Below are 25,439 nucleotides of genomic sequence, written 5' to 3'. Positions count from 1 at the left end.
GTTGCATAAAGCTTCGAGTCTCTTTCTTACTTTTAGGATATAGGATTAGGCGAATAGCTTTTAAAGTGGGGGAATAGGTCGAATGCAACAGAGAAAATTCATCATAACAGTCCTATTAAGTATCTGTCTATGTATTGTCATATTTCTTCCTCTTCAAAAGGTGTTCACCTTTACAGAGACTCGTTTATCCCATCCTAAAGTGCACTACATACCCATTTTAGATGAGCAAACCTTTCAAATAAGATACACCCACTCCATACATAAGTCAGATGTATTGGAATCCTATCAATATATAAAAGGTAATCGTATTGAAATGCTTGAAATGGAATATGAAGACTTAGCTATTGGTATGCCAGGCTATGCAGAGGAAAATCAAACACTTATTCAACGGAACGGTAAATATGTTCTCCAATTTAACAATAGTGCCATACTTGATAATTTTACGATCTATATAGGTGATTTAGATTTAGATCTAATATTCAATTATGCAGAAAGAGAATATGATTTAAAAAAAGATTTACAGAGGGGTAAATCCTATTTATTTGAAATTAAGCGTTTGTCGCTTTACGAACAGTGGAAAGGAGTAAGGATGAAATGACAACACAAGAGAAATCAAAGAAAGAAAAAAAAGTAGAAGAATTTGAGCAAATTTCTGCTGAAGAGCAACAAGCCATACTTGAAAAATATGATATAGAGTCCAATGTAAGAACCATTTCAGGTGTAATGAAGCATGTTATTTTCTATGGCCTTTTAGCATTTTCGCTATTCCAACTTTACACAGCTATTTTTGGGCAATTTCCTGCTCAAATCCAACGTACCATCCACTTAGGCTTTGGTTTAACATTAATTTTCTTATTATTTCCAGCGAGAAAAAAAGCACCCAAGCATAAAATTGCCTGGTTCGATTATATTTTAGCATTACTAGCTATTGCAGTAGGTTCATATTGGTCTATGAACTATACAGAACTTGTAAATCGCAATGGCTCCATTACACAGGTAGACTTTATTGTTGGGCTAATAGCTGTTGTACTAGTTCTTGAGGCTGCTCGACGTGCTGTAGGGTTGCCAATTACAATTATTGCAATCGCTTTCTTGATTTATGCTTACTATGGCCCGTATTTCCCGGCATTTATGGCGCATAGAGGACAGGATTTGGAGAGTATCGTCAATCTTATGTACTTTACAACTGATGGGATATTCGGTACACCGATTAGTGTATCAGCCACATTTATTTTTGTATTTTTACTATTCGGGGCATTTCTTGTGAAAACAGGGGTTGGCCAGTATTTTAACGATCTAGCAGTTGCACTAGCTGGAAAATTAATTGGTGGTCCTGCGAAGGTAGCTGTATTCTCAAGTGCACTTCAAGGTACGATTTCTGGAAGCTCTGTAGCTAACGTAGTAACGTCAGGCTCCTATACAATTCCAATGATGAAAAAACTAGGCTATCGAAAAGAGTTTGCTGGTGCTGTGGAAGCAGCTGCATCGACAGGTGGCCAACTTATGCCGCCAATTATGGGGGCTGCTGCCTTCCTAATGGTTGAATTTATTGGTCGAGGGATTACGTATTGGGATATAGCAAAAGCGGCAGCTATTCCTGCTCTTTTATATTTTACAGGTATTTGGATTATGACACATTTCGAAGCAAAAAGAGTTGGTCTAAAAGGTCTGCGAGACGATCAAATGCCAAATCGTCAAGAGGTATTTAAAAAGATTTACCTTCTATTACCGATTGTGGCGATTATCATATTAATGCTAACGGGTACAGCAGTTATGCATGCTGCATTATATGGAATTATTATTTCGATTGGTGTGGCTATGTTTAATAAAGAAACGCGTCTTAAACCAAAAGATGTGATTGATGCGTTGGTGGAAGGTGCTCGAACTGCATTAGGTGTCGTTGCAGCTACTGCTTGTGCTGGGATTATTGTGGGTGTCGTTGTAAAAACAGGACTAGGTTTAAGTTTAGCAAATAGCTTAGTAGCTTTAGCTGGTGGGAGTATTATTTTGACACTTATTTTTGTCATGATTGCATCGCTTATTCTTGGGATGGGTGCACCAACAACAGCTAACTATGTGATAACATCGACAATTGCTGCACCAGCAATAGTGGCATTACTATCTCCAAATACACCACAAGAATTAGTGCCAGTAGTTGTATTACTATCTGCTCATTTCTTTGTGTTCTATTTTGGTATTATTGCAGATATTACACCACCTGTAGCCCTGGCTGCGTTTGCGGCATCAGGTATTTCTGGTGGTGACCCTATCAAAACGGGTGTAAATTCAGCGAAACTTGCGATTGCGGCATTTATTATACCGTATATGATTGTTTTCTCCCCAGCATTATTAATGATTGATACAACCATTCCGCAAATTTTATGGGTAGTATTTACTGCTATCACGGGAATGGTGGCGATTGGTGCAGGGGTGATCGGCTACTGGTATCGTAAACTTTTCTGGTTTGAAAGAATTATTTTGATTGCGGCAGGACTATTACTAATCTACCCAGAAAAATTCTCAGATTGGGTAGGTTTAGGAATATTTATTGTGATGTTTGTAATTCAATTTCTATCCCATAAAAAAGGAAATCATCCCGATAATATGAATGGCAAAACGGGAGTTTCAGTCTCGTAAATTTTTGGTTTGCATAAAAATCTGCTCATTTAATAACTATTAATGAGCAGATTTTTTTTAAAAAAGGTTAAATTCGTTTTAGAAATCATAAGAATCAGGGGCATTTTTAATCTAATTTTGTGATAGGTTTTATAGTTATAATGCATAATGTATATAATTTATTGCAATTTACTAAAAATCTATTGTATAATCCTTTTATCAGAAAATTCAATAAATAAGGAGTGGTACGATGGGAAAGTTGTTAAATTCAAAGTTTGAGACGTATTTAATGGATCAAGAATTCGATTTGCGTGAAGAGGAAGAGAAAAATGAGGAGCAAATGGTGAAGATTCAATATGAAGAGTATCCAGAAGGGTTTTTTACAAGTTTATAATAAAAATTTGATGGGCTATGTTGAAAGTATACTAACTTTTAGCATAGCCCATTCTATTTTATACCTCTATTGATAAATGGCTTTTTCAGTGCATATGAATGTAATATATGATTCAAATAAGTGAATTAGGTCTGAAGACATGTGTACTTTTCTGAAAAAGATTCATGTATAATGGGAAACAAAAATGCGTATAGAGGTGTAGTTATGTCGAAAGCTTTAACAGTAGAAGAAACGATTTATCAATGGTTTGATCATTTTCATCAATATCCCGAAGTAAGTTGGAAAGAGTTTGAGACTACTAAAAAAATTGCTTCCATACTGGATGAATTGCATGTTAGTTATCGTTTATTAGGTGATATACCAGGATTAATAGCTGAAATTGGGACTGGTAATGAAATTGTTGCAGTACGTGCTGATATTGATGCTTTATGGCAGGAAGTTGATGGGAAATGGCAAGCAAATCATTCGTGTGGACATGATGCGAATATCTCAATGGTTCTTGGTGCATTATTACTACTGAAAGATCGCACCTTACAGCATCGTGTTCGTTTCATTTTCCAACCTGCTGAAGAACTAGGAAATGGCGCGTGCGCAACGTTTGATAGAGGCGCAGTTGATGGAGTATCACATTTATTTGGTGTTCATTTAAGACCAATAGAAGAATTACCACTTGGCAAAGTTTCGCCTGCGATTCATCATGGTGCTGCTTATTTTTTAGAGGGATCTATTCAGGGTATAGATGCACATGGTGCTAGACCACATCAAGGTAAAAATGCTATAGATGTTATTATGGCCGTGCAACAAATGCTACACAGCATTCATTTATCACCATTTGAACCTCATTCTGCTAAATTAACAAAAATTATTGCAGATGGGGGTAGTACGAATATTATTCCTGGTAATGCTAGTTTCTCAATGGATGTTCGCGCACAACACAATCAACAACTTGAATTGCTGCGCAGTAAAATTGAATCTGGCTTGAAATCAATTCAGCAACAATTTGAAATAGATATGAGTTGGAAGTGGATAGATTTCACACCAGGTGCTGAAGTTTCCCCAACTGCTGCGAACATGGCGAAGAATGCCATCATTGAAGCTTTGGGGGAAGAGCATTTAGCAGATGAAATAACAACACCGGGCAGTGATGATTTCCATTTTTATACAGTTAAAAAGCCGGAATTAAAAGCGGCAATGATTGGAATTGGTGCAAATTTAACACCAGGATTACACCACCCTAAAATGACATTTGATCGTAGTGCCTTAATTGATGCTGCGGAAGTACTTGCATGTGTATTAGAAAAAAAACCTGAATAAAAAAATTATAAAAAGCTATATGAAAAAATGTAACTATTTTTTCGTATAGCTTTTTTGCATGAACATTTTTAATAATGCATGGATATTCAAGGGTTTGCATTGTTTTTTATTGCTACTTGAAAGCGTTTTATTACGCTAAAATAAAGGGATTTGCTAGGGAAGCATAAATTTTTTGCGTTGACTTTTAATTTTTTGAATATTAAGCTAAAAAACGTAAAAATTTATTTGCGTCTTGAAAAAACCGAAAAGGGATTTGGTGCAAAAAAAGGGGATGGAAAAATGAAAAAGGATATTAATGCGGGCTGGGCACTACTAACTTTTGCAATTATGATTATTACTATGTTAATTACAGTAGTTGTTTTAGAGCAAAGTCCTCACGTACCTCTTCTTGTTGGCACAACTGTAGCAGCAATTGTTGCCAAAATGCATGGATATAAATGGGCAGAAATTGAAGAGATGATGTATAAAGGGATTCGTCTGGCATTACCTGCCATTGTTATTATTATTTTAGTAGGTTTGACAATTGGAGCATGGATTGGCGGCGGTGTCGTAGCAACGATGATTTTCTACGGTCTAAAGTTAATTTCTCCAGCGTGGTTCCTAGTGACAATCATGCTGTTATGTTCAATTGTGTCATTAGCTATTGGTAGTTCATGGTCTACAATGGCGACTATTGGTGTCGCAGGGATGGGTATTGGTTTAAGTATGGGTATTCCAGCGGCTATGATTGCTGGTGCTGTTATTTCGGGTTCATACTTTGGAGATAAGATGTCACCCCTATCAGATACAACGAATCTAGCGGCAGGATTAACAGGTACTAATTTATTTGATCATATAAAGCATATGCTTTATACAACAATTCCAGCGTTGATTATTTCACTTGTTGTTTTTGGATTTTTGGGTAGAAAATTTGCAGAAGTTTCAATGCAATCTGAAGAAATTTTAACAACTTTAAAAGTGATGGAAGAAAGCTTTGTTATTTCTCCTTTACTATTACTAGTTCCAGTCGGAGTTATTGTATTAGTAGCTAAGAAAGTGCCAGCAATTCCAGCTTTAATTATAGGGATTGTTTCAGGTTTCTTACTACAAATTTTTGTACAAGGTGGTTCAGCAGCTAGTGCAGTACATGCATTACAGGCTGGCTTTGAAATCTCTACAGGTAATCAAATGGTAGACGAGCTATTTAACCGCGGTGGTTTAGATTCTATGATGAATACGGTTTCAATGACGATTGTAGCGATGACATTTGGTGGTATTTTAGAGTATTCAGGAATGTTAAAGGCATTAATGAATGTAATTGTGAAGTTTGCCAAATCTACAGGAAGTCTTATTGCTTCAACGATTGCAGCTTGTGTAACGACTAACGCAACATGTTCTGAGCAATATATCTCAATTGTTGTTCCTTCACGTATGTTTGCAGGTGTCTATCAACAACGTGGTTTACATTCTAAAAATCTATCTCGTGCATTAGAGGATGGAGGAACCCTAACATCTGTTTTCTTCCCTTGGAATACTTGTGGTGTGTTTATTTTAGCAACTTTAGGTGTAAGTGCAATGGAATATGCACCATATGCAATTCTTAACTTTGCTGTACCAATTATTTCTATTATTTATGGATATATTGGATTTGCTATTGTTAAATTAACGCCAGAAGAAATAGCAGAAGCTGAGAAGCGTAAAAAGGCGATAGAAGCAGAAAATGCGGATAATATGGTAATGGCTGACTAAAATAAAAAATTCTCGTAGATCCACGTGTATCTACGAGAATTCTTTTATAGAGCAGTTTAGTAAGTTGCAAAATTCAATTGGTAAATTTTGCGAGGACGTCCTTGCTGATGGGTCATTTCTTCACCAACAATATTTACATAACCATTATCAACTAATTTTTTAATAATACGCTCTGTAGTACGTCGTGTTACTTGGAGGTATTCAGAAAGATTTTGAGATGTAAATTGAGCTGACTGTCGTTCGTTACTGAAATTGATTATTTTAGAGATATTCAATGGACTTAAACTTGTAAGCTTAGCCATTTGTAAAACATAAGGATCATCGGTTTTTAAAGAAATTTTACCTTCTGTATTCGGGAAAGGCCCTAATAAGTTTTTATGTTCATCAAGAATATAAATCTCAAAAGGTTTAGTAAATGTTAAGGCATGCTGAGCATTTTGTGTGGCCTCCAAAATGGAATAGCCATAGCCAAATGCTAGTTTAAATGGTTGTGCAACTTGCTGTATGAGCTGTTCTAAGTTTTCCTTTTCTAGAGCATTTTGAAGATGTCCAGCAGTTGTATATAGCTCAAAGGAGTTCGTTGAAATTTGCTTAAAAGTTGAAAAGGTAGCTTTCGCAATTTGATTTAAAACAGTTGATTCAATGGAAGTATTTTTAGGGATTTCTAAGAGACCCACTACAGCCTTGAAAGCTTCTGATTTCGTTAATAGTGATTTTGATTTTGTTTCTTCAAGGCATTGAATAATTGACTTAGTAGCATCTAACATTCGCATTGAGGGTATTTGAAGTGCTTGTAGTTCATCAAATACACTATGAATACTTGTAATGACAAAATCAATACTTTTAGAATTCCACAGGGCGATATGGCGTTTTAAAATATTCTCAGTTGGTTCAGTAATCGAAATATGCTGAACATGTGGCTTTTGACCACGAAATTCTATTTCTGCTAAAACATTATCAACGAATGCAGGATTCATTACATCAATGGATATCCTGTCGATAGCTACAGCATGTTTGGCTACTAATGATAACAATGTTGTAGAAATGGTTGTTTCATCTTGCTTAATATAATTCCAAGGGATTGGAATATCTGAAAGTAATGATTGAGTGTGTAAATAGGGTAATGTTCCTCCGAATAATATTGCATCACATGGTTTTATTTGCTTCATCAAAGTAGGCGCTTCAGAGGGGTGGCTGTAAAGATAAAATTCTAATTGAATATCGGCTATGTTTTGTGCGATACTAATAATACGCTTCATAAATGCTTTTGAACATATAATCGCTATTTTGGTAGACATGGGCATCGATCCTTTTCTATTTTTTTAAACATTTAGCGACGTATTAGCGACAACTTAAACGACAGAGGAGACTGATTACGATGAAAATTAAACAAGTAGAAATTTTTGCTATACATTTACCGCTAATTGATCCATTCATCATTAGTTATGCTACATATGATACAATGCCTTCCATTATTTTAAAAGTAACTACCGATACAGGTGTGGTAGGGTATGGTGAAGCTGTTCCTGATGAACATGTAACAGGTGAATCATGGGAAAGTACATATGCTGTGCTAAAACATCAGCTTGTCCCAGCTATTATTGGGGAAAGTCCAACGGCCTTTGAAAAACTACATGATAAAATGAATAAAGTTGTGAAAGATGTACCAGCAGCAAAAGCAGCGATCGATATTGCTTGCTTCGATATTGCTGGGAAAGCCTTAGGGGTGCCTGTATACCAACTCTTAGGTGGACGTTATCATGAAAAATTCCCAATCACACATGTACTAAGTATTGGAACACCTGAAGCAATGGCAGAAGAGGCAGCTAACCGAGTAGAAATGGGCTATCGTTCTTTTAAAATGAAGGTAGGTACAGAGGTACTTCGTGATGTAGCTCGTATAAAAGCGGTACGTGAGCGAGTAGGCGAAGACATTGCTATTCGAGTGGATGTAAATCAAGGTTGGGGTAATGCAGCCACTACATTACAAGGTTTACGAGCTATGAAAGATTTAAATATTGATTGGTTAGAGCAACCTGTCGATAGCGAAGATATTGATGGAATGGTAGAAATTAAATCAAAGTCTGATGTGACATTAATGATTGATGAAGGACTACGAGGCGTACGTGAAATGCGTGATATTATAGCCAAGCGTGCAGCAGATAAAGTAAATATTAAATTAATGAAGTGTGGTGGCATTTATCCTGCTATGAAGCTTGCTGTGATGGCGGAAATGGCAGGAATTGAATGTCAAGTTGGTTCCATGGTAGAGTCGTCAGTGGGTTCTGCTGCAGGTTTCCATGTAGCATTTTCTAAAAAAATTATGACGAGTGTAGAACTAACGGGTCCATTAAAATTCTCAAAGGATGTTGGGAACTTACATTATGATGTACCATTTATTTGCCTAAATGAAAAACCAGGATTAGGTGTAGATGTAGATGAAGCTGTAATCCAGGAATTATGTAAGTTTTCAACGGTTGTCACAGCCTAAGGAGGCGTAATATGGAAATTATTTATGATGGTAAGCTTGGTGAGACACCGTTTTTTGTTATAAAATTAACGCTCCAGCATTTACAACAAATTGAAGAGCTACAAGTTGAGGTTTATGAGGCTTTAGCAGACCAAAGTATCCTACAACCCTTAAGCACAGAGGAATTTGAGTATATTTTAAATGGTCATGGAATGATGATAGGTGCGTATGTAGGGGAAGAATTGATCGCCTTTCGTGCACTGTTAAAACCGCCTATTGATGAAGAACACCTTGGCTATGATTGTGGAATTGCAGAAAACGAATTTCAACGTGTTTTATATCAGGAAATATCGAATGTTTCACCAAAATATCGAGGTTACGGATTACAGAAAACATTAGCTACAGTAGTGATGGAAAATATCGATTTAGAAAAATATGATTATGTTTGCTCCACTGTAAAGCCATATAATATTCCGAGCTTAAAGGATAAATTCTCGCAAGACCTCGTTATTAAAGGGTTGAAAATTAAATATGTAGATAAGCTTCGTTATATTTTTTATAAAGACCTAAGACAAGAGAAGTCCTCGAACTTTACAGAAAAACAAGTGATATCGATGGGAGATACGACTACGCAACAGCAACTTTTAAAACAAGGTTTCCTTGGCACGTCTATGTTTGAAGAAAACAACGATTGGTTTGTAGTATACGAAAAATAAAGCACCAAGCCTTACCTTTCACATTTGTGGAGGGTAAGGCTTTTTTAAAAGGCTCTTTTATTTTTTTATGGGGCAAAAACCACAAGCCATTAAACCTGGGATATCTTTAGAAAAACAGCATGATTTTCTTACAGGTACGTTGACTAAAGTAGTAGGGCTAAGACCACCTGTATATTGTGCCCACCAAGATTTATTGGAGAAGCGTGCCCATGTTTTCGGGTCCTCTAAAGCCTCAATATCCTCCATGGCTTGATCGGCTAAGCCAGGATTAGATAATAATATATGATAATGCCATAGCAAATAACCAAAGAAATTTTCCCAAATGGTAAGAGGGGAAATGGAGGTTACTTTACGAAGCTGTTGGACAATGACATGGCCATCGTAAAGAATTTTTTCAATAACAGCTTGGCGTTCATCTTCCTCAACGTAGCGCCAATCATTTGGATTAGCAAACATGGCAACAGTAAAGCTATTAAATTCCTTTGCAACATCAAAACGCAATTCAAGTGGCTTACCATCCCATACTTCGTCATAAGCGGCAAGCATATAAAATTGCATAGCAAAAAACATCCCATAGCGGCGTGCAAAGTGAGAAATAGCTGCTGTTTCTGTTGCTGCATCTGTTATACCCATCATAAGGTTTAAAAAATCAGGATGGTAAAAGTCTTTATGTATATCAGCTAAAGTAAATAAAGTCCGCTTAGGTTCAGTTGTATAAATACTGTACGAGTTTAATTGTTGAACTTGATCCATTGTTAAAGCTGGCATAGTTATCCTCTTTTCCTTTGAACATCTGTTAACTTCATTATAAAGTAATCATTTTTGCTTCACAAATGGAATATCATGTAGTAAAATACATTAAACATATAAGAAAGGTGGGTTTTAGAGTGTTGCAACTTCATACAATTCCAAGACCACTTGTTAGACTGAACCAGTGGACGATTCTTCTGAGTGTCATTTTATCATGGGTATCAGGAATTACCTGGATATTAGTAATTCCACTAGCTGCAAATTTACTAGGTATTTTATGCAACTATAACCCGATACTTCGTGTAGGGAAGCTCTTTTTAACAAAGGCCCCATCTACATATATACCAGAGGATGCTCGACAGCAAAAATTTAATTCCAGTATTGCTAGCCTTTGTTTAGCAGCTGGTTTATTCGGTTATCTGTTACATTGGCAGGTTGTTGGTCATATCTTTACTGGCCTGGTTGCAATTGCATCATCCATCGCAATAGCAGGCTTTTGTATAGGCTGTTTTTTACATTTTCAGTTGAAGCAATGGCAGTATCGACACTCACTAAAAAAATCTTTTTAAAAAAGTAAAAAAATGATTAGATTATGATTGACATTTTAATTGATAATGATTATCATTATCGTATAAAGATTATTCCTCGTCTACAATACAGTGTAGAGAGGATGAACTTTAGCTACTTTTCTCCAGAAGTTTGCTAGTTCATGATTACGCTCCTAAAACCCCCCTCATTTTTTGGGAACGTGAAAATCTCAGACGACTTATTCTAAATTTAGAATAGAGTCGTCTTTTTTTGTCAAAAAACAGCCCATATAATGGACTGCTAGGAAGTTGAGTTTTGTTGCAAAGCATTCTTTTTCCCGATAATCATTGTATAGTAACTATGTAATAGCATACCGACAATGATGACTCCGAGACCTGCAAGTGCAATAGGGCTAGGGAAGGCAATTCCTAATAGTAATAACTCACCAATAATAACAAAAAGAATTTCTGTTGACTGAGTTGCTTCCACAGCGGCTAGCTTGCCTTGATGGTCTCTTACGCGATCCGTTGCTATGAAAAATAAAACTGTTGCTATAACGCCTGAGCTTATTCCGACAAGCAATGATTGAAACATTTGACTTGCTGAGGGAAGTCCTATTGTAAGAATGGCATAAATAGCCATGATGATCCATGCTGGCATTGAAGCAATGGTCATTCCTAACACCCGTTGAAAAGTATCGATTCGTCCCCCGCAAACTTCCATCATTTTACGATTGCCAAGAGGGTAAGCAAAAGCTGCAACGATGACAGGTAAAATACCAAGCATTAAACTTCTAAACGATACTGATTGTGCATGAGGTATTTGTATAAGCAAAATACCTACTAAAATGACACATGAAATAAGCAAGGATACGAAAGGTATTTTTTGTCGCACTGTTTTACCAGCAATGATCGAAACAAAAAGAGGAGCTAATAATACACCAGCAACGATTGTAAACTGCCATGTACCTGAAACCAACCAACCTGGACCAAAGGCAGCAGCAAATGTTAATGGCGCATAAAATAAAACAAATCCAACAAAGCTCCAAAGTAGCCATGCTATAGGCTGTGCTTTTATTTCACCAGAAAGCTGTGAAAAGCCCTTACGATAAAAGACAATGATAAGCAAGAAAGGGAGCATAAAAAAATATCGTAATGATGCACTCCATAGCCAACTACCACCTTGCATTTCCATTGCATGATTTAAAATAAATGTCACGGCAAAGAAAAGGGAAGCTAAAATACCTAATGCAATTTCTTTCATAAACATCACCTCAATTTGAGCTTATAACCTCAAACCCTTTATGTAATTTGAAAATTCAGTAATTATAGCTGAAAAAATTACGAAGAGAGGACAAACCTCTCTTCGTAGCTATGAAAATTTTTCATGATTCTTTAGGTAAATGCGTTAGAAATAAGCTCACTCAAAATTAAAACTATTATTTTGCTTGCTGTTCAAAAAGCTGAACGATTTCTATGATAACTTGAGTTGCTTTTTCCATTGTTTCAGCGGAAACATATTCGAATTTACCATGCATGTTTTCGCCACCAGCGAAAATATTTGGTGTTGGAAGGCCCATATAGGATAATTGTGAGCCATCTGTACCACCACGAATCGGCAGGGTATTCGGTGTAATATCTAATTTTTCCATTGCAGTACGTGCAATGTCAACAATTTCTTTTACAGGCTCAATTTTTTCACCCATATTGAAGTATTGATCTTCAATGGTAATGCTCAGTGCATGCTCACCAAATTGTGCTTGAATTTTAGCTGCAGCATCACGCATTAATTGTTTTTTCTCCTCAAACTTTTGGCGATCATGGTCTCGCACGATATAAGAAAGCTCAGTATGCTCAAGAGCCCCTTTAAAGCTCATTAAATGGATGAAACCTTCATAACCTTCTGTCTTTTCAGGAACTGCGTCAGCAGGCATTTCATTTTGGAAGGCGATGGCCATTGTAATAGCATTCACCATTTTATTTTTTGCTGAACCAGGATGGACGCTAGTGCCTTTTGTAATTACTTTTACGCCAGCCGCATTGAAGCTCTCGAATTGTAGTTCGCCAAGTGGTCCACCATCCATAGTATAGGCATAGTCTGCACCGAAAGCAGCGACATCAAATTTATGTGGCCCACGACCAATTTCTTCATCTGGCGTGAAGGCTACACGGATTTTACCATGCTTAATAGTAGGATTTTTAATGAGGTACTCCATTGCTGTCATAATTTCAGCAATCCCTGCCTTATCGTCAGCGCCTAATAATGTAGTACCATCTGTTGTGATAAGTGTTTGACCAACATAGTTTTTAAGCTCTGGGAAGTCAGTCGGAGACATAACTAAGTTTTCGTTTAACTGAATATCTCCACCATCATAATTATCTAAACGCTGTGGCTTCACATTTGTGCCTGTATAGTCAGTAGCTGTATCAACATGGGCTAAAAAGCCGATAGTTGGTACTTCTTTATCTGTATTAGCTTCTAATGAGGCAAATAAATAGCCATTTTCATCTAATGTAATGTCTGTCAAACCAATTTCGGCAAGTTCGTCTTTTAAAACATGTAATAGGTCAAATTGTTTTTGTGTAGAAGGAGTTGTTTCGCTTGTGAAGTCTGATTGTGTATCAATTTTTGCATAGCGTATTAATCGCTCAATTACTTGTTCTTTCATAAGTAGGGCCTCCTAATGTATATATGTTAAAATTCTTTGTGCATTCACAAAGCCGATTCCAGACGCAATTATGCCTTGGCATAATTTATATTATTGTAACACTTTACTTCGGATTTCGGAATATTGAAGGATACTTAAAGCAATAAGTAGTTGGGCGCTATAATAAGTCAACATGATAATTTCATGAGAAAATGCTAGTGGCATGACAAATTTGTTAATAGCTAAATAAGAGTCAGATGCAATAAACAATAATGCACCACTTGTTGCCAGCGTAGAGCCAGTTTTTATAGCTGTCCAGCCCATTGTGAGTATCACAGAAATATAGGCGATTACTGCAATACCAAGAATGGTTTCGCCTGTTTTAAAGACGGATCCCGCAATCCATATAGCCATACTTGCTCCATAGAATAATAAAAGTATTTTTGCCCAAGTTGGTACTTGCCGTTCATTTGCAGTAGAGAAAGCGAAAATATAAAAGATATGCCCGATAAGAAAGCTAGTTAGACCGATTAAAAACCACTGCAATGTATAGTCTCCAATCATGCAGAATACAAGTCCAGCAATAATCAAAAGTTGGTACTTTTTAATATGTAACGGCTTCTGAATCGCAGCTAAAATAATGATGAGCAACATAGGAATCACTTTAAAGATGAGTTTTAAACTTTCAGCAATATGGGAAAAGAGAAAAATATAATAAAGACCCAATAAAATAATGACACCTATTAATAATTTTTTTAACAAATTTTTCAGCTCCTTTCCTTTTGAAATTCAATATTTATGGTAGAATTCCTTTCTGTACAACGTATGTATGAAACTTTTTTAGTATGTAACCGTAAAGTAAGTAGTGAGAAAGAAGAAGAGAGGATGAACCAAATGACTAAGCTACTAATAGCTTCAGCAGTCATTGCATTGATCGCAAGTGTGTTAGTGACACCGCTTATTACGAAGAAGAGAGAAGATGGACAATCGAAAAAAGTAATTGGATACTTTTTTATTGGAGTCTTTGTACTAGGGTTTTTAGCCACAGGGATTACGTTATATGTAACAAAAATTGATGTAAATTGGCTTGTTTTTTGGCCAGCTATTATTTTATTAACGTTAGCGGGTGCTCTGCTAGCAAGTGGTATCGAACGGAAAATAAAAGGTGTTTTATTTTTAGCAAGTTTAGGTGTAGCTGTGTATGTTTTATCAGCACCTTTATGGAATGCTAATGAAAAATTTAAATCATCTGAAATGAAGGAAGAAGTTGAAATAAAACCATTCGATGAGACACAAACACCTGCAAGTGTACCACCGAAATTTGCTCGCAATAAAATGAAAAAGGCTTTCGGACAAGTGCCAAATACGAGCTACTATGAATTAGGGCGCTTACAAATTCAAAAAGTGAAGGGCGAATATGTTTATATCGCACCAGTTGAATTTTCTGGATTCTTTAAATGGATGAACGGTGGTACAACACCTGGTTACTTCATAATGAGTGCTACAGATTCTGCGGATAATCCTAAATTTATAAAAGAGGAAATGAAATATGTACCTTCCGCATATTTAAATGCTAATTTAGAACGTCATATTCGTTTACAACATCCATTCCTTATTTTTTATGGTGACGTACAGTTGGAAGTAGATGATGAAGGAAAGCCATACTATATTCGCTCATATGGGGAATTTATTTCTGCGCGTAATGGCTTTGATGTAAAAGGAATTGTCTTGGTTGATGCGCTGACGGGGAAATCAGAGGTCATTAAACTGGATCAAATACCTGAATTCATTGATGGTGCTGTATCACCAGAGACAGTAAGTTTACAAAACAGTTATTTCGGTAATTATGTACATGGTTTTTGGAATAGTATGTTTGGTAAAAAGGATGTAAAGATTCCTTCTGATGAAGGAACAGAGTCGAATGTTAGCCCAATTTTCGATGAGAAGGGTGATATGTATTACTTTACAGATTTTACAAGCCCTAAAGAAGGTGTGGATTCAATGTTAGGCTATTCACTAACAAACGCACGAACAGGGAATGCAACATACTATACAGGGAATCAAGACTCAAGTTATATGGATTCACAAGGTAATTTACAAATAATAGAGAAGAAATTTATTGAGAAAAAGTGGAATGGCGAAATGCCAGTGTTATATAACTTTTATGGGGAAGCGAGCTGGCTGACAGCGGTGCTAGATTCCAATGGTTTCTTACAAAATTATTTTATTGTTTCTGCAGCCAATCCTGAAATTTCCGTTTACGCTACTACTCCTAAGGAGGCATTGAAACTATATAAAACAGCCTTAAGTCGAGGAGGAAATACTGTAGATGGTAGCTCAAGTGCTGAGGAAAAACAAATAAGTGGTAAGGTATTACGTGTATATAAAGAACGTCTAGGCGATTTTACAACTGTATCTTTCTTATTAAACAATGGTGAAAATTATTTAGTGAGTGCCGAAACAGAACCTTTAGCAATTTATTTACAAGAGGGCGATGAGGTAATACTCACTTATGGCGATACAGGAGAGCAGTTCCTACCAGTTCGCTCACTTATAATTAGAGGACTACAATAAAAAGAACAAAAGACGATCTTGTTATTACGAAGATCGTCTTTTTTATGTAGCTTGCTCTTGAACATAGGTAAGCATCTTTTCTCTATGGTTCATAAATAGTCTTTTAGCATGATCATTTAGTGTAAAGATTTCTTGTATATACCCCTGCAACAATTTATCTTCATATTCACAAGCATCGCCGTATGTGTTTTCTAAAATATAGGATAATAAAAGAGCATGCAAGACAACTACTTCTAAATTCTGTGTATTCGTGACGAATTTTAAATTGAGAATTGTAGTATGAGAAACGAACTGATTAACATAATCAATGGGTTTTTTATATACACTCAAATCAATATGTGGCTCGATTCTTTTTCTTAATTGGGTGCATTCATTATTTAAGTCTTCAATTTTTAAGAATAAACCTCTTACACTTCTCTTATGTTGTTGTTCCAAGGTGCGAGCAAGATGTTTATTGATATTGGACATTGTTTGTATAACTCCTTTCTTTAATAGGTATCATTTATTAATATGAATGGAATAGCTGGAAAAGGAAAGAGTCTTTTCGTTTAATTTATGGTTAGATTTATAGAAGGAATTGTGGCAATATCCCTAGATTGAATATATATCGGTAATAGTTTTATGTAAAAAATGGAATTATTATCATACGATAGTAACTCCATTTTCGTTCGTTTATTTCCAATTAAACCCTTTTGTTGCTAAAAACTCTTTGATATGCGGACGTCGTTGTTCGATTAAAAAATCAGCCATCTGCTTTGTCCAGTTATCAATTTTTCTGTTTGACGAACGGCTGTTATAGTATATTTCCATTTTCTCGTTGTAGGCAGGTAAAAGCTCTTCATATTTTTCAACATTGTATTCATTTTCATGTAATACAGCAGATACAGGTAAACGAGGTTTTACCTCATTGCGACGCGCAGGAACGCCAATTGTTAGCCCGAATAATGGGAAAACGTGATCAGGCAGATTAAATAATTCACTGATTTCAGAAGGTTTATTGCGTACACCTCCAATATAGCAAATGCCATAACCCATTGATTCTGCCGCAATAACAAAATTCTGTGCAAACAATGATACATCTGCTACCCCAACAAGGACATTTTCAGCAGAATCAGCTACAATATCCACTCCTTCTAGTTTCCCAGCCATTTGAAGTCGCTTGAAATCTACGCAAAAAACAAATGCCCCACCTGAAGTTTCATATTGACGTGGATTACCAGAGAGTAAGCCTAATTTTTCCTTTTTATCTGCATCTGTTACCCATATTACACTATAGGCTTGCACAAAATGTGATGTTGCAGCCATTTGTGCTGTTCCAATTAAATCTTCAATGATTTCTTTTGAAATCGGTTCTCCATCATAGATGCGTACCGAGGAATGGCTACGTAATAGTTCTTTAACCATTAAAAACTCTCTCCTTTGTGTCTGTTCTATACCTTGAGCATAGCACGCTTTTCTAGCAAAATCGAATAATGAGGAACAAAAAGTTATTTATAAATAATTTATAAATGTCGAAATTATCTCGTAAAGTAAAATATTTCATTTGATATAGATTAAATATTCTAAATAGTATAAAATTGTAGAAGCGACTGTTTATTTGGTTGTGCTACCAAAAATTACATGATCTTTATTCACAAATGTTTAGACAGCATTAGCTATTAGGTGATGAAATCCTCCTGGAATAAAGATACATTTCTCTGACGGATGTCACAGATTTACTGGAACCAAATATGCAAGTTGAACAAAAATAAAGTGGAATGGAGGAATAGGGAATGGAAGAAAAGTTAGCGAAAAAGCTTCGTCATGAACAATTACGAAGCAAGGTTGTAACAGCAGAAGAAGCAGCTTCTTGGATTAAGGATGGCATGGTATTAGGGATGAGCGGATTCACACGTGCTGGCGATGTAAAGGTTGTACCTCTTGCACTTGTAGAGAAAGCGAAAAAAGAGGATTTTCAAGTAGATGTCTTTACAGGTGCATCACTTGGACCTGAGGTAGACCAATATTTAGCAGAAGCAGGGGTCATTCGTAAGCGAGGTCCTTTCCAAGCAGATGCTGGCATTCGTAATAAAATCAATAGCGGTGGTATCACATTTGTCGATGCCCATCTTTCCCATAATGCTGAGCTTGTTCGTCAAGGTATTATTGGACCAATTGATTTTGCGATCATTGAAGCTGCTGCTATTACAGAAGAAGGCTTATTAATTCCTACAACTTCAGTTGGTAACTCTCCCATTTTTGTGCAAGAAGCAGACCAAGTCATCATTGAATTAAACGTAGCACAGCTTGATGCATTAGAAGGTATACATGATATTTACGTACCTGCACAACAAGGAAAACGTGATCCAATTCCTTTACAGAATGTTTCAGATCGTCTTGGTATAATTGGAATTCCACTAGATTTAGATAAAGTAAAAGGCATCGTCATTTCGGATATATTAGATGCGCCATCAACGATTGTCCCAGCTGATGAAGAGACAGATGTTATGGCTAATCACTTATTAAATTTCCTACGTGAAGAGATTAAAGTAGGTCGCTTAACAACAAGTTTACGACCAATTCAATCTGGGGTAGGCTCAGTAGCAAATGCTGTATTGCTAGGCTTTAAAGATTCTGAGTTTGAGAACTTAGAAGTTTATTCAGAAGTTCTCCAGGATGCAGTATTTGAATTAATTGATGCAGGGAAAGTAAAATTTGCATCTGCAACTTCTATTACCCTTTCTGAGCAAGTAGGAAACCGTGTTTATGGGAATTTTGAAAAATATGCTGATAAATTAGTGCTGCGCCCTCAAGAAATTTCAAATCAGCCTGAAATTATTCGTCGACTCGGTTTAATTTCAGTGAATACAGCATTGGAATTAGATATTTATGGCAATGTTAATTCCACACACGTTTCTGGTACAAAGATGATGAATGGTATCGGAGGGTCTGGTGACTTTGCTCGAAATGCACGTTTAGGAATTTTTGTGACAAAGTCTTATGCTAAGGGTGGAGATATTTCGAGTATTGTTCCAATGGTCTCGCATGTGGATCATACAGAGCATGATGTTGATGTCATTGTAACTGAACAGGGCGTAGCAGATTTACGAGGACTTGCCCCAAAAGAACGAGTGGGACTTATCATTGATAATTGTGCACATCCTGATTATAGGGAGCAGCTGTGGCAGTACTTTAATGATGCCAATGAGGCAACGGGTGGACATCATACACCACATGATCTAGAAAAAGCACTATCATGGCACGTTAATTATGCGAAAAACGGTACGATGAAGGACCCTGCTTTTACAAAACAATAGTATTATCTGAAAAGCCTTGAAGGACAGTTTAGTCTGTTTCTTCAAGGCTTTTACGTTTTAATTTAATGAAAGTCTTATAATAATCCAATCCATTTCCAATAAGTTGCAGAGAACAAAAGTACGAGAAGGAAACCGATAATGGTTAATGGAATCCCAGATTTCAAGAAATCCTTTGTTGTAAAGGAACCTGTACCATAGGCAAGCATGTTTTGTGGTGCACTAATTGGTAATAGGAAGCCAAAGCTTATGACGAATTGTTGCACAATAACAAAACCAACTTGATCAACATTAGCCGTTAATGTGGAGGCTAAAACGATAAACACAGGTATAAGTGCTGAGGCTAAGCTAGTTGCGCTTGCAAAGCCTAAATGAATCAAAATGTTAAATAAAGTTACGAGTGCGATGGTTGCTAGTAAAGGCATAGTATTTAGCCCGAGTGAACCAAAAACTTTATCTGATAACCATGCAGCACCTTGCGTATTTAGTAAAATGGTTCCTAACATAATGCCTACCGCAAAGACGATAATTGTCCCCCATGGAATATGAGGCTCAACTTCCTTCCACGAATACACACCGATTTTAGGCATTAATAGAATCGCGATAGCAATAATTGTGACTGTTGTCGTATCAAATGGATGTAGCTTTCCTTCAGTTGCCCAGAAAAATAGTAAAACTACGGATGTAATGATTAAACGAATTTCAGGAGCCTTTAATGGGCCAAGCTCTGCAAGCTGTTTTTTGATGACCTCTTTACCACCTTCGATATTGCTAGTCTCAGGTTTAATTAAAGCAATCATAATGAAAAATAAAAAGATAGACATAATAATTGAGAAGGGGGCGGCATAAAGTAGCCAAGCACCCCATGAAATATCCACATTAAATTGCTCTTGGATAAAGTTTAAAGCCACCATATTTTGAGCTGCTGCAGTCTTAATACCGATATTCCAAATGGAAACGGCTTGTACCGAAGTAATAACTAATAAGGCAGCGAGCCGACTATCACGTGGTAAACCAAAAGCTGCCACCATTCCAAGCAATATCGGTACTACTGCGCCAGCACGTGCTGTAGCAGAAGGTACAAAAAATGCGAGGACGATAGAGACTAAAATAGCGCCAAATACGATAGCTTTTGTTTTCGTTCCTACCAATGAAAGAATCCAAAGAGCAAGTCGTTTATGTAGATTAGTAATTTGCATTGCTGCCGCTAGAAAAAGAGCTGCTGCTACTAAAGCAACGGCAGAATTACTAAAGCCGCTTAAAGATAATTTTAATGCGCTAGCTGTTCCTAGCTCTGTAGTTGGATCCTCCATTGACGGAGCGAGTCCTAGTAAAACAGTTACTAGTGCAATGATCATGGCCGAGCTCACAGGATATGAAACGGCCTCTGTAACCCAAAGGATGACTGCAAAAGCTAAAATGGCTAAAGCTCGTTGCCCAGCTATAGGTAAATCACCATTATTAGGTAAAAAGGTAATAATGATTAGTAACGCGAATGCCAAGCCAATCCACAGTGGCTTTAAATTAAATTTTGTAGCTGCTTGCTTTGGGGAAGACATATTTTCTCATCCTTTCTACGATAAAAATGACGATCATTATCCATAACATCGGCCTGTATAATGTTTTATTAAGATAAGAATATGTCGATTTTATTGTAGAAAAAAATCTATGTGAAAATTGTGTTTTTTACAGCAATATGAGTAGATAAAGAGAAAATACATGGTCACAAAGAATACAAAAATATCCAAAAAATATTATTTCTTTTTCTTAAAGGCAGAAGTTACTTTAGGCTCTGTGCCAATGACTAATCGTTTAATATTTTCAAGGTGCAGGATAATGGCTATGCCAAAAAGAAGAAGAGCTATAATGGTTGGGCCAATGCCAGGAATCCATAAATAAGTTGCTGTACAAAATACGAGATAAAATTCTAGAACACCAACAATTAAATAATTTGTTGCAAAGGATAAAATAACAAATAAAATAAGTGCAAATAAACCAATCTTCCAATCAACAGCAAGTAAAATACCAATGATGGAGGCCGTTCCTTTCCCGCCGTTGAAGCCCATGTAGAATGGGAAATTATGACCTAAAATAACCCCAGCAGCCATTATATAAGTAAGCAGCCAAATTTGTTCTTCTGTTAAATGAATGGCGTCCGCTAGATAAAAATGCGCACCTATAATAGCCACAACACCTTTGCCTATATCGATGAGGGCAACTAAAACGCCATATTTCCAGCCAAGGGAAAGAGTAGCATTAGAGGCACCAGCATTACCGTGCCCAGCCTTTTTTAAATCAACCCCCGATAAAAATTGAGCCACTTTAGAGCCGTGAATACAGCCTATTAAATAGCCAATCATAAGAAAAATGATCACGGCCTTTACCATAAAAATACTCCTCTCAAAATTTTTTCTAAAATAGTGTATGCGTTCATATTACGTATAAGAGCAGACAGAAGTTTCGGAAAAAATAAAATTTACATGTTGACAGAAAAAAACTCTATGTTTATACTGTGTAACAACGATGGAAATTGAATCTCATACTCTTATCAAGAGCGGCGGAGGGATAGGCCCTATGATGCCCGGCAACCAGTAAGCAATGAGCTTACTAAGGTGCTAATTCCTACAGATTCTTACTTGGATCTGGCAGATAAGGGGAGGAAAACTTGCAACCGCAACCCTCTTCTTAGCTGAAGAGGGTTTTTGTTTTCTACAGAAAAATCCTCCTCATCTCCGGTACCATCGTAAAAAAATAACCATTTGGAGGTACACAATGACAAATTTTAAACCAGAAACATTGCTGTTGCATGGTGGTCAAGAGCCAGACCCAGTGACGGGTTCTCGCACAGTTCCAGTCTATCGCTCAACTGCTTTCGTATTTAAAGACACTGCTCATGCGCAACGTCTTTTTGCCTTAGAGGAAGCAGGGAACATTTACACACGAATTACCAATCCAACAGTTGATGTGTTTGAAAAACGTGTGGCTTTATTGGAAGGTGGAACAGCAGCAGTAGCACTTTCATCTGGTGCAGCAGCTATCGCATTTTCCATTTTAAATCTAGCTGGAGCTGGTGATGAGATAGTAGCAGCTAGTTCTTTATATGGTGGTACGTATAATTTATTTGCTAACACATTACCAAACTATGGTATTAAAACAATTTTTGTAGATGAAACAAACCCAGAGAATTTCAATGCGGCGATTACTGATAAAACAAAAGCTGTCTTTGCAGAAGTTTATGGTAATCCAAGCTTAAAGGTTTTAGATATTGAAGCAGTAGCTAAAATTGCACATGATAATGGTCTACCATTAATTATTGACAGCACGTTTGCTTCTCCTTACGGTTCTACACCTATTGAATACGGTGCAGATGTTGTGGTTCATTCAGCAACTAAATGGATAGGAGGTCATGGCACAACTTTAGGGGGCGTTGTTGTAGACGCTGGTAAATTTGATTGGACTAGCGGTCGATTCCCTGGTTTTACTGAACCAGATGCCTCTTACCATGGTCTACGTTATGGAATTGATACAGCTTCTGCTGCCTTTGCTACAAAGCTACGTGTACAATTATTACGTGATTTTGGTCCAACATTAAGTGCTGATGCTGCCTTTAATTTATTGCAAGGGTTAGAAACGCTTCATCTGCGTATCCCTAAACACAATGAAAATGCGTTGGCAGTGGCTGAGTATTTACAAAACCACCCATCTGTGGAGTATGTAAATTATAATGGCCTAGAAGATTTTCCGACACATGGGTTAGCAAAAAAATATTTAAGAAATGGCTTCGGTTCAGTGCTTACATTTGGCATCAAGGGTGGACGAGAAGCTGGGCGAAAGCTTATTGATAGCGTGAGATTATTTTCACATGTAGCAAATGTAGGTGATGCAAAGTCATTAATTATTCATCCAGCTTCCACTACACATCAGCAACTATCAGCAGACGAATTAGTTCAAGCTGGTGTAACCGAGTCGCTCATTCGCTTATCCATCGGTTTAGAGGCAGTAGAGGATATTATTGCTGATTTAGATCAGGCCATTACACAGGCAACAACAGCTGCACAAACAGTAGAAGCTTAAAGTTTAAAACAAATGGTAGAATGTTGTGGCGTTTACGTATTTTCTCATTCGATTAGCCTCATTTGGTAATGCGTTAAACGCTGCTACATCAACCTATTACTGCACCCGTTAATTATCAGCACCTTATAAAAAATAATACCAAGTAATTTTATATGTATTGTTGACTTAGTTAAATCCGTGTTATATACTAGGAAATAAGTTAACAGTACGAAAATTCTTTTTAAAAAAGGTAAATGCTTTCATAAGTGCTCCCCACTTTTGAATATATAGAAGAGTAGTTGCCTAGCCAGTGACTACTCTTCCCAAAACTGATGATAAAGGGGTGTTTTAAAATGGGTAACATCTATAATGCGCAAAACATTGTATCCTATCTAATATATGAGCTAAATGAAGGGCATGTATTTGTGAACAATAAATCCATTCAACACCTTCTTACATCAGTCGAAAGAAAATGGCAGGAAGTTTTTGGTCATACAGCATTTCAAGAACATGTTTTTATTGAAGAAGACTTTACTATTAAGGAAGTATTTGAGGCATATGAACAGTACGGTGTGAGCCATATCTCACTTCCTGCGACAGAGTTTTACTTGAAGTATGGTACATTTCAATTAGTGGAACGTACGTATGCAATACCAAATTTTACAGAAGAAGAGATTAGTCTTGTTCAACAAGCTTTAGCACAATATCGTTATCAATTGCTTTCAAAAGCAAGTTAAAACCCCCTCATATTTTTAAGCTCATTCTCTGCTGCTACAGGGAATGAGTTTTTTCTTTAAAGGGATTGTTATGAGTGTCTGAGCATACATATATATAATAGAAGAAAGACATTCATATATTGAAATGTAAATAGTCAATATTTGTTCAAATCTTATAGATTGATTAATAAAACGTATAATAAAGGGAATGAAACCGATTTCTTTTGCACATCTAGAGAAAACAAATGTCCTTCCTAGAAAGATTTTTCTTGTGCAAAGTGTGTATTTGCGATACAATTTTCTTTAAGTTAAATTTTGAATTATTTGAATTTGTATGTGTCCTAACACATATAAAAATAGCGAAACTCATACAAAGAGAGTTGTTGGCTAAAGACTGCGGTGGGTGTCTAATTGTCATGACACAACCCCATGGAGAATTAGCTTTAATGAAACTGCGGAATGTAAGTTGGAGGGAATAACAAGAATGGCAACTATAAAGGCAGCGATTTTAGGATTTGGAACGGTAGGTCAGGGGATTTACCATATTTTAAATGAAAAACGAGAAGAGCTAAAAAATAAATTAGGTATTGAATTAGAGGTAGCGAAGATTTTAGTGACAGATGCTAGTCGTGAACGTGTACCAGGCACAGCACATTTAATGACAACAAGTATGGATGAAGTCTTAGCAGAGCCAGGAATGCAGGTAGTGTTTGAAGCAATTGTGAACGAAGAACCTGCATACAGTTATTTAAAGCGAGCGGTGGAACATAAGTGTCATGTTATTACTGCCAATAAAGTGATGTTTGCCAAACGAGGTTTGGAGTTGCAGGATCTTGCAAAAGCTAATGGTGTTTTTGTAGGCTATGAGGCTACTACTGCTGGTGGCGTACCTGTTATAAAAACAATGAAAAATATCTTACTTGTAAATGATGTAAGTCGTATACAAGGTGTCTTAAATGGCACATGTAATTATATTTTAACAAAAATGCGTGCACAGGGCTGGTCGTTCGAAACAGCTTTAAAAGAGGCACAAGGCTTAGGTTATGCCGAAGCAGATCCATATAATGATATATCTGGGCAGGATGCATTTAAAAAATTAATGATATTAAGTGCCTTAGCTTTTGGTGAGCAGCCTGACTGGTCTGATGTAGAGGTAATTGGGATCGATAGTATCTCTGCTGAACAAGTTCATGGAGCATGTGAAAAGGGTCTACGTTACCGCCATGTAGCTGAAGTGGAAAAACTAGCTGACGGTAAGATTGTTGCAAAAGTAGGTCCTCAACTAGTTGATAAAGAGCACCCACTTTATCCAGTCGACGATGTGTTCAATGCGGTGGCATTAGAGACTAACTATATTGGTACATTAACATTAATCGGTCCTGGAGCAGGGATGTATCCAACAGCGAGTGTCATGGTAGAAGATTATGCTGAAATCATTGGGAAAAGAGCAGGATTTGTTGTGACAATCTAATAAAAGCTTTAAAAAAGGCCCGCCATTCAACAATGTTCAATTTGAAGTGACCCCTAAAAGTTAGACACGGTTATTTGATTTAGGCTGCTTGGGTAAACTGAGTTCGGTATTGTACCGGACTCAGTTTTAATTTTGCCTTAATTCGTTTCGTGTTGTAATACGTTATATA

At 36.7% G+C, this 25,439-nt stretch carries 23 protein-coding genes and 1 riboswitch; of the genes, 13 read left to right on the top strand and 10 right to left on the bottom strand.

Annotation, left to right across the window (positions count from 1 at the left end):
* The first annotated feature begins 82 nt into the window (after positions 1-82).
* From RCJ95_RS20410 to nhaC, 5 genes are all read left to right on the top strand, one after another.
* Positions 83-598, top strand: a complete 516-nt coding sequence (locus RCJ95_RS20410; RefSeq protein ID WP_312128648.1) for a DUF1850 domain-containing protein — start codon at positions 83-85, stop codon at positions 596-598.
* Complete coding sequence (locus RCJ95_RS20405; protein ID WP_221679047.1) at positions 595-2,637, top strand: TRAP transporter permease; 2,043 nt, start codon at positions 595-597, stop codon at positions 2,635-2,637. The genes RCJ95_RS20410 and RCJ95_RS20405 overlap by 4 nt, the downstream gene beginning before the upstream one ends.
* A gap of 229 nt (positions 2,638-2,866) precedes the next feature.
* Complete coding sequence (locus RCJ95_RS20400; RefSeq protein ID WP_221679049.1) at positions 2,867-3,010, top strand: hypothetical protein; 144 nt, start codon at positions 2,867-2,869, stop codon at positions 3,008-3,010.
* Between the two features lie 204 nt (positions 3,011-3,214).
* Positions 3,215-4,324 carry an amidohydrolase gene (locus tag RCJ95_RS20395; RefSeq protein WP_221679051.1) on the top strand — a complete coding sequence of 370 codons (1,110 nt, stop codon included), beginning with the start codon at positions 3,215-3,217 and terminating at the stop codon, positions 4,322-4,324.
* A gap of 279 nt (positions 4,325-4,603) precedes the next feature.
* Complete coding sequence (gene nhaC, locus RCJ95_RS20390; RefSeq protein ID WP_112118021.1) at positions 4,604-6,052, top strand: Na+/H+ antiporter NhaC; 1,449 nt, start codon at positions 4,604-4,606, stop codon at positions 6,050-6,052.
* Positions 6,053-6,108: 56 nt separating this feature from the next.
* On the opposite strand, the gene RCJ95_RS20385 is transcribed toward nhaC, so the two are convergent.
* Positions 6,109-7,350: a PadR family transcriptional regulator gene (locus tag RCJ95_RS20385; protein WP_257521035.1), complete on the bottom strand. Its 1,242-nt coding sequence runs from the start codon at positions 7,348-7,350 to the stop codon at positions 6,109-6,111.
* 80 nt (positions 7,351-7,430) lie between these two features.
* On the opposite strand from RCJ95_RS20385, the gene RCJ95_RS20380 reads away from it, so the two are divergent.
* Positions 7,431-8,543 carry a mandelate racemase/muconate lactonizing enzyme family protein gene (locus RCJ95_RS20380; protein ID WP_369578745.1) on the top strand — a complete coding sequence of 371 codons (1,113 nt, stop codon included), beginning with the start codon at positions 7,431-7,433 and terminating at the stop codon, positions 8,541-8,543.
* An 11-nt stretch (positions 8,544-8,554) separates the two neighbouring features.
* Positions 8,555-9,238, top strand: a complete 684-nt coding sequence (locus RCJ95_RS20375; protein ID WP_446722687.1) for a GNAT family N-acetyltransferase — start codon at positions 8,555-8,557, stop codon at positions 9,236-9,238.
* Positions 9,239-9,295: 57 nt separating this feature from the next.
* Here RCJ95_RS20375 and RCJ95_RS20370 read toward each other — a convergent pair whose 3' ends face one another.
* On the bottom strand, positions 9,296-10,006 hold the full coding sequence (locus RCJ95_RS20370; RefSeq protein ID WP_446722686.1) for a Fe-S oxidoreductase: 711 nt from the start codon (positions 10,004-10,006) through the stop codon (positions 9,296-9,298).
* A gap of 119 nt (positions 10,007-10,125) precedes the next feature.
* On the opposite strand from RCJ95_RS20370, the gene RCJ95_RS20365 reads away from it, so the two are divergent.
* Positions 10,126-10,557 (top strand): DUF4395 domain-containing protein, encoded by a 432-nt coding sequence (locus tag RCJ95_RS20365; protein WP_446722685.1) that lies wholly within the window; start codon positions 10,126-10,128, stop codon positions 10,555-10,557.
* 259 nt (positions 10,558-10,816) lie between these two features.
* Here the strand turns inward: RCJ95_RS20365 and RCJ95_RS20360 are convergent, their stop codons facing one another.
* From RCJ95_RS20360 to RCJ95_RS20350, 3 genes are all read right to left on the bottom strand, one after another.
* Complete coding sequence (locus tag RCJ95_RS20360; protein WP_446722684.1) at positions 10,817-11,779, bottom strand: DMT family transporter; 963 nt, start codon at positions 11,777-11,779, stop codon at positions 10,817-10,819.
* Positions 11,780-11,954: 175 nt separating this feature from the next.
* On the bottom strand, positions 11,955-13,184 hold the full coding sequence (gene pepT / locus RCJ95_RS20355) for a peptidase T (protein WP_312128651.1): 1,230 nt from the start codon (positions 13,182-13,184) through the stop codon (positions 11,955-11,957).
* Positions 13,185-13,274: 90 nt separating this feature from the next.
* Positions 13,275-13,925, bottom strand: a complete 651-nt coding sequence (locus tag RCJ95_RS20350) for a lysoplasmalogenase (RefSeq protein ID WP_004229764.1) — start codon at positions 13,923-13,925, stop codon at positions 13,275-13,277.
* 132 nt (positions 13,926-14,057) lie between these two features.
* On the opposite strand from RCJ95_RS20350, the gene RCJ95_RS20345 reads away from it, so the two are divergent.
* Entirely contained in the window at positions 14,058-15,737 is a 1,680-nt protein-coding gene (locus RCJ95_RS20345; protein ID WP_009371800.1) for a hypothetical protein, read from the top strand.
* A 42-nt stretch (positions 15,738-15,779) separates the two neighbouring features.
* Here RCJ95_RS20345 and RCJ95_RS20340 read toward each other — a convergent pair whose 3' ends face one another.
* Together RCJ95_RS20340 and chrR are read right to left on the bottom strand one after the other, a co-directional pair.
* Positions 15,780-16,205 carry a hypothetical protein gene (locus tag RCJ95_RS20340; RefSeq protein ID WP_320939646.1) on the bottom strand — a complete coding sequence of 142 codons (426 nt, stop codon included), beginning with the start codon at positions 16,203-16,205 and terminating at the stop codon, positions 15,780-15,782.
* 204 nt (positions 16,206-16,409) lie between these two features.
* Entirely contained in the window at positions 16,410-17,141 is a 732-nt protein-coding gene (gene chrR, locus RCJ95_RS20335; protein WP_221679062.1) for a class II chromate reductase ChrR, read from the bottom strand.
* Between the two features lie 368 nt (positions 17,142-17,509).
* On the opposite strand from chrR, the gene RCJ95_RS20330 reads away from it, so the two are divergent.
* Complete coding sequence (locus tag RCJ95_RS20330; protein WP_257521037.1) at positions 17,510-19,033, top strand: succinate CoA transferase; 1,524 nt, start codon at positions 17,510-17,512, stop codon at positions 19,031-19,033.
* A gap of 74 nt (positions 19,034-19,107) precedes the next feature.
* Here RCJ95_RS20330 and RCJ95_RS20325 read toward each other — a convergent pair whose 3' ends face one another.
* Positions 19,108-20,589 carry an SLC13 family permease gene (locus RCJ95_RS20325; protein WP_221679066.1) on the bottom strand — a complete coding sequence of 494 codons (1,482 nt, stop codon included), beginning with the start codon at positions 20,587-20,589 and terminating at the stop codon, positions 19,108-19,110.
* 195 nt (positions 20,590-20,784) lie between these two features.
* On the bottom strand, positions 20,785-21,417 hold the full coding sequence (locus RCJ95_RS20320; RefSeq protein WP_257521038.1) for a glycerol-3-phosphate acyltransferase: 633 nt from the start codon (positions 21,415-21,417) through the stop codon (positions 20,785-20,787).
* Between the two features lie 155 nt (positions 21,418-21,572).
* Positions 21,573-21,686, top strand: a riboswitch (SAM riboswitch).
* Positions 21,687-21,802: 116 nt separating this feature from the next.
* Here RCJ95_RS20320 and RCJ95_RS20315 point away from each other — a divergent pair.
* From RCJ95_RS20315 to RCJ95_RS20305, 3 genes are all read left to right on the top strand, one after another.
* On the top strand, positions 21,803-23,104 hold the full coding sequence (locus RCJ95_RS20315) for an O-acetylhomoserine aminocarboxypropyltransferase/cysteine synthase family protein (RefSeq protein ID WP_312128653.1): 1,302 nt from the start codon (positions 21,803-21,805) through the stop codon (positions 23,102-23,104).
* A gap of 332 nt (positions 23,105-23,436) precedes the next feature.
* Positions 23,437-23,820: a hypothetical protein gene (locus RCJ95_RS20310; RefSeq protein WP_446722683.1), complete on the top strand. Its 384-nt coding sequence runs from the start codon at positions 23,437-23,439 to the stop codon at positions 23,818-23,820.
* Positions 23,821-24,283: 463 nt separating this feature from the next.
* Positions 24,284-25,270, top strand: coding sequence for a homoserine dehydrogenase (locus RCJ95_RS20305; RefSeq protein ID WP_221679072.1), 987 nt, complete (start codon positions 24,284-24,286; stop codon positions 25,268-25,270).
* A gap of 79 nt (positions 25,271-25,349) precedes the next feature.
* Here the strand turns inward: RCJ95_RS20305 and RCJ95_RS20300 are convergent.
* Positions 25,350-25,439: IS3 family transposase (locus tag RCJ95_RS20300; protein WP_446722715.1), on the bottom strand; the 90-nt coding region annotated here is incomplete at its 5' end.

The sequence above is a fragment of the Lysinibacillus sp. BSL11 genome, from assembly GCF_052928325.1.
Note: the sequence above shows the minus strand (reverse complement) of the source record. Positions and strands in the feature narration are given on the sequence as shown.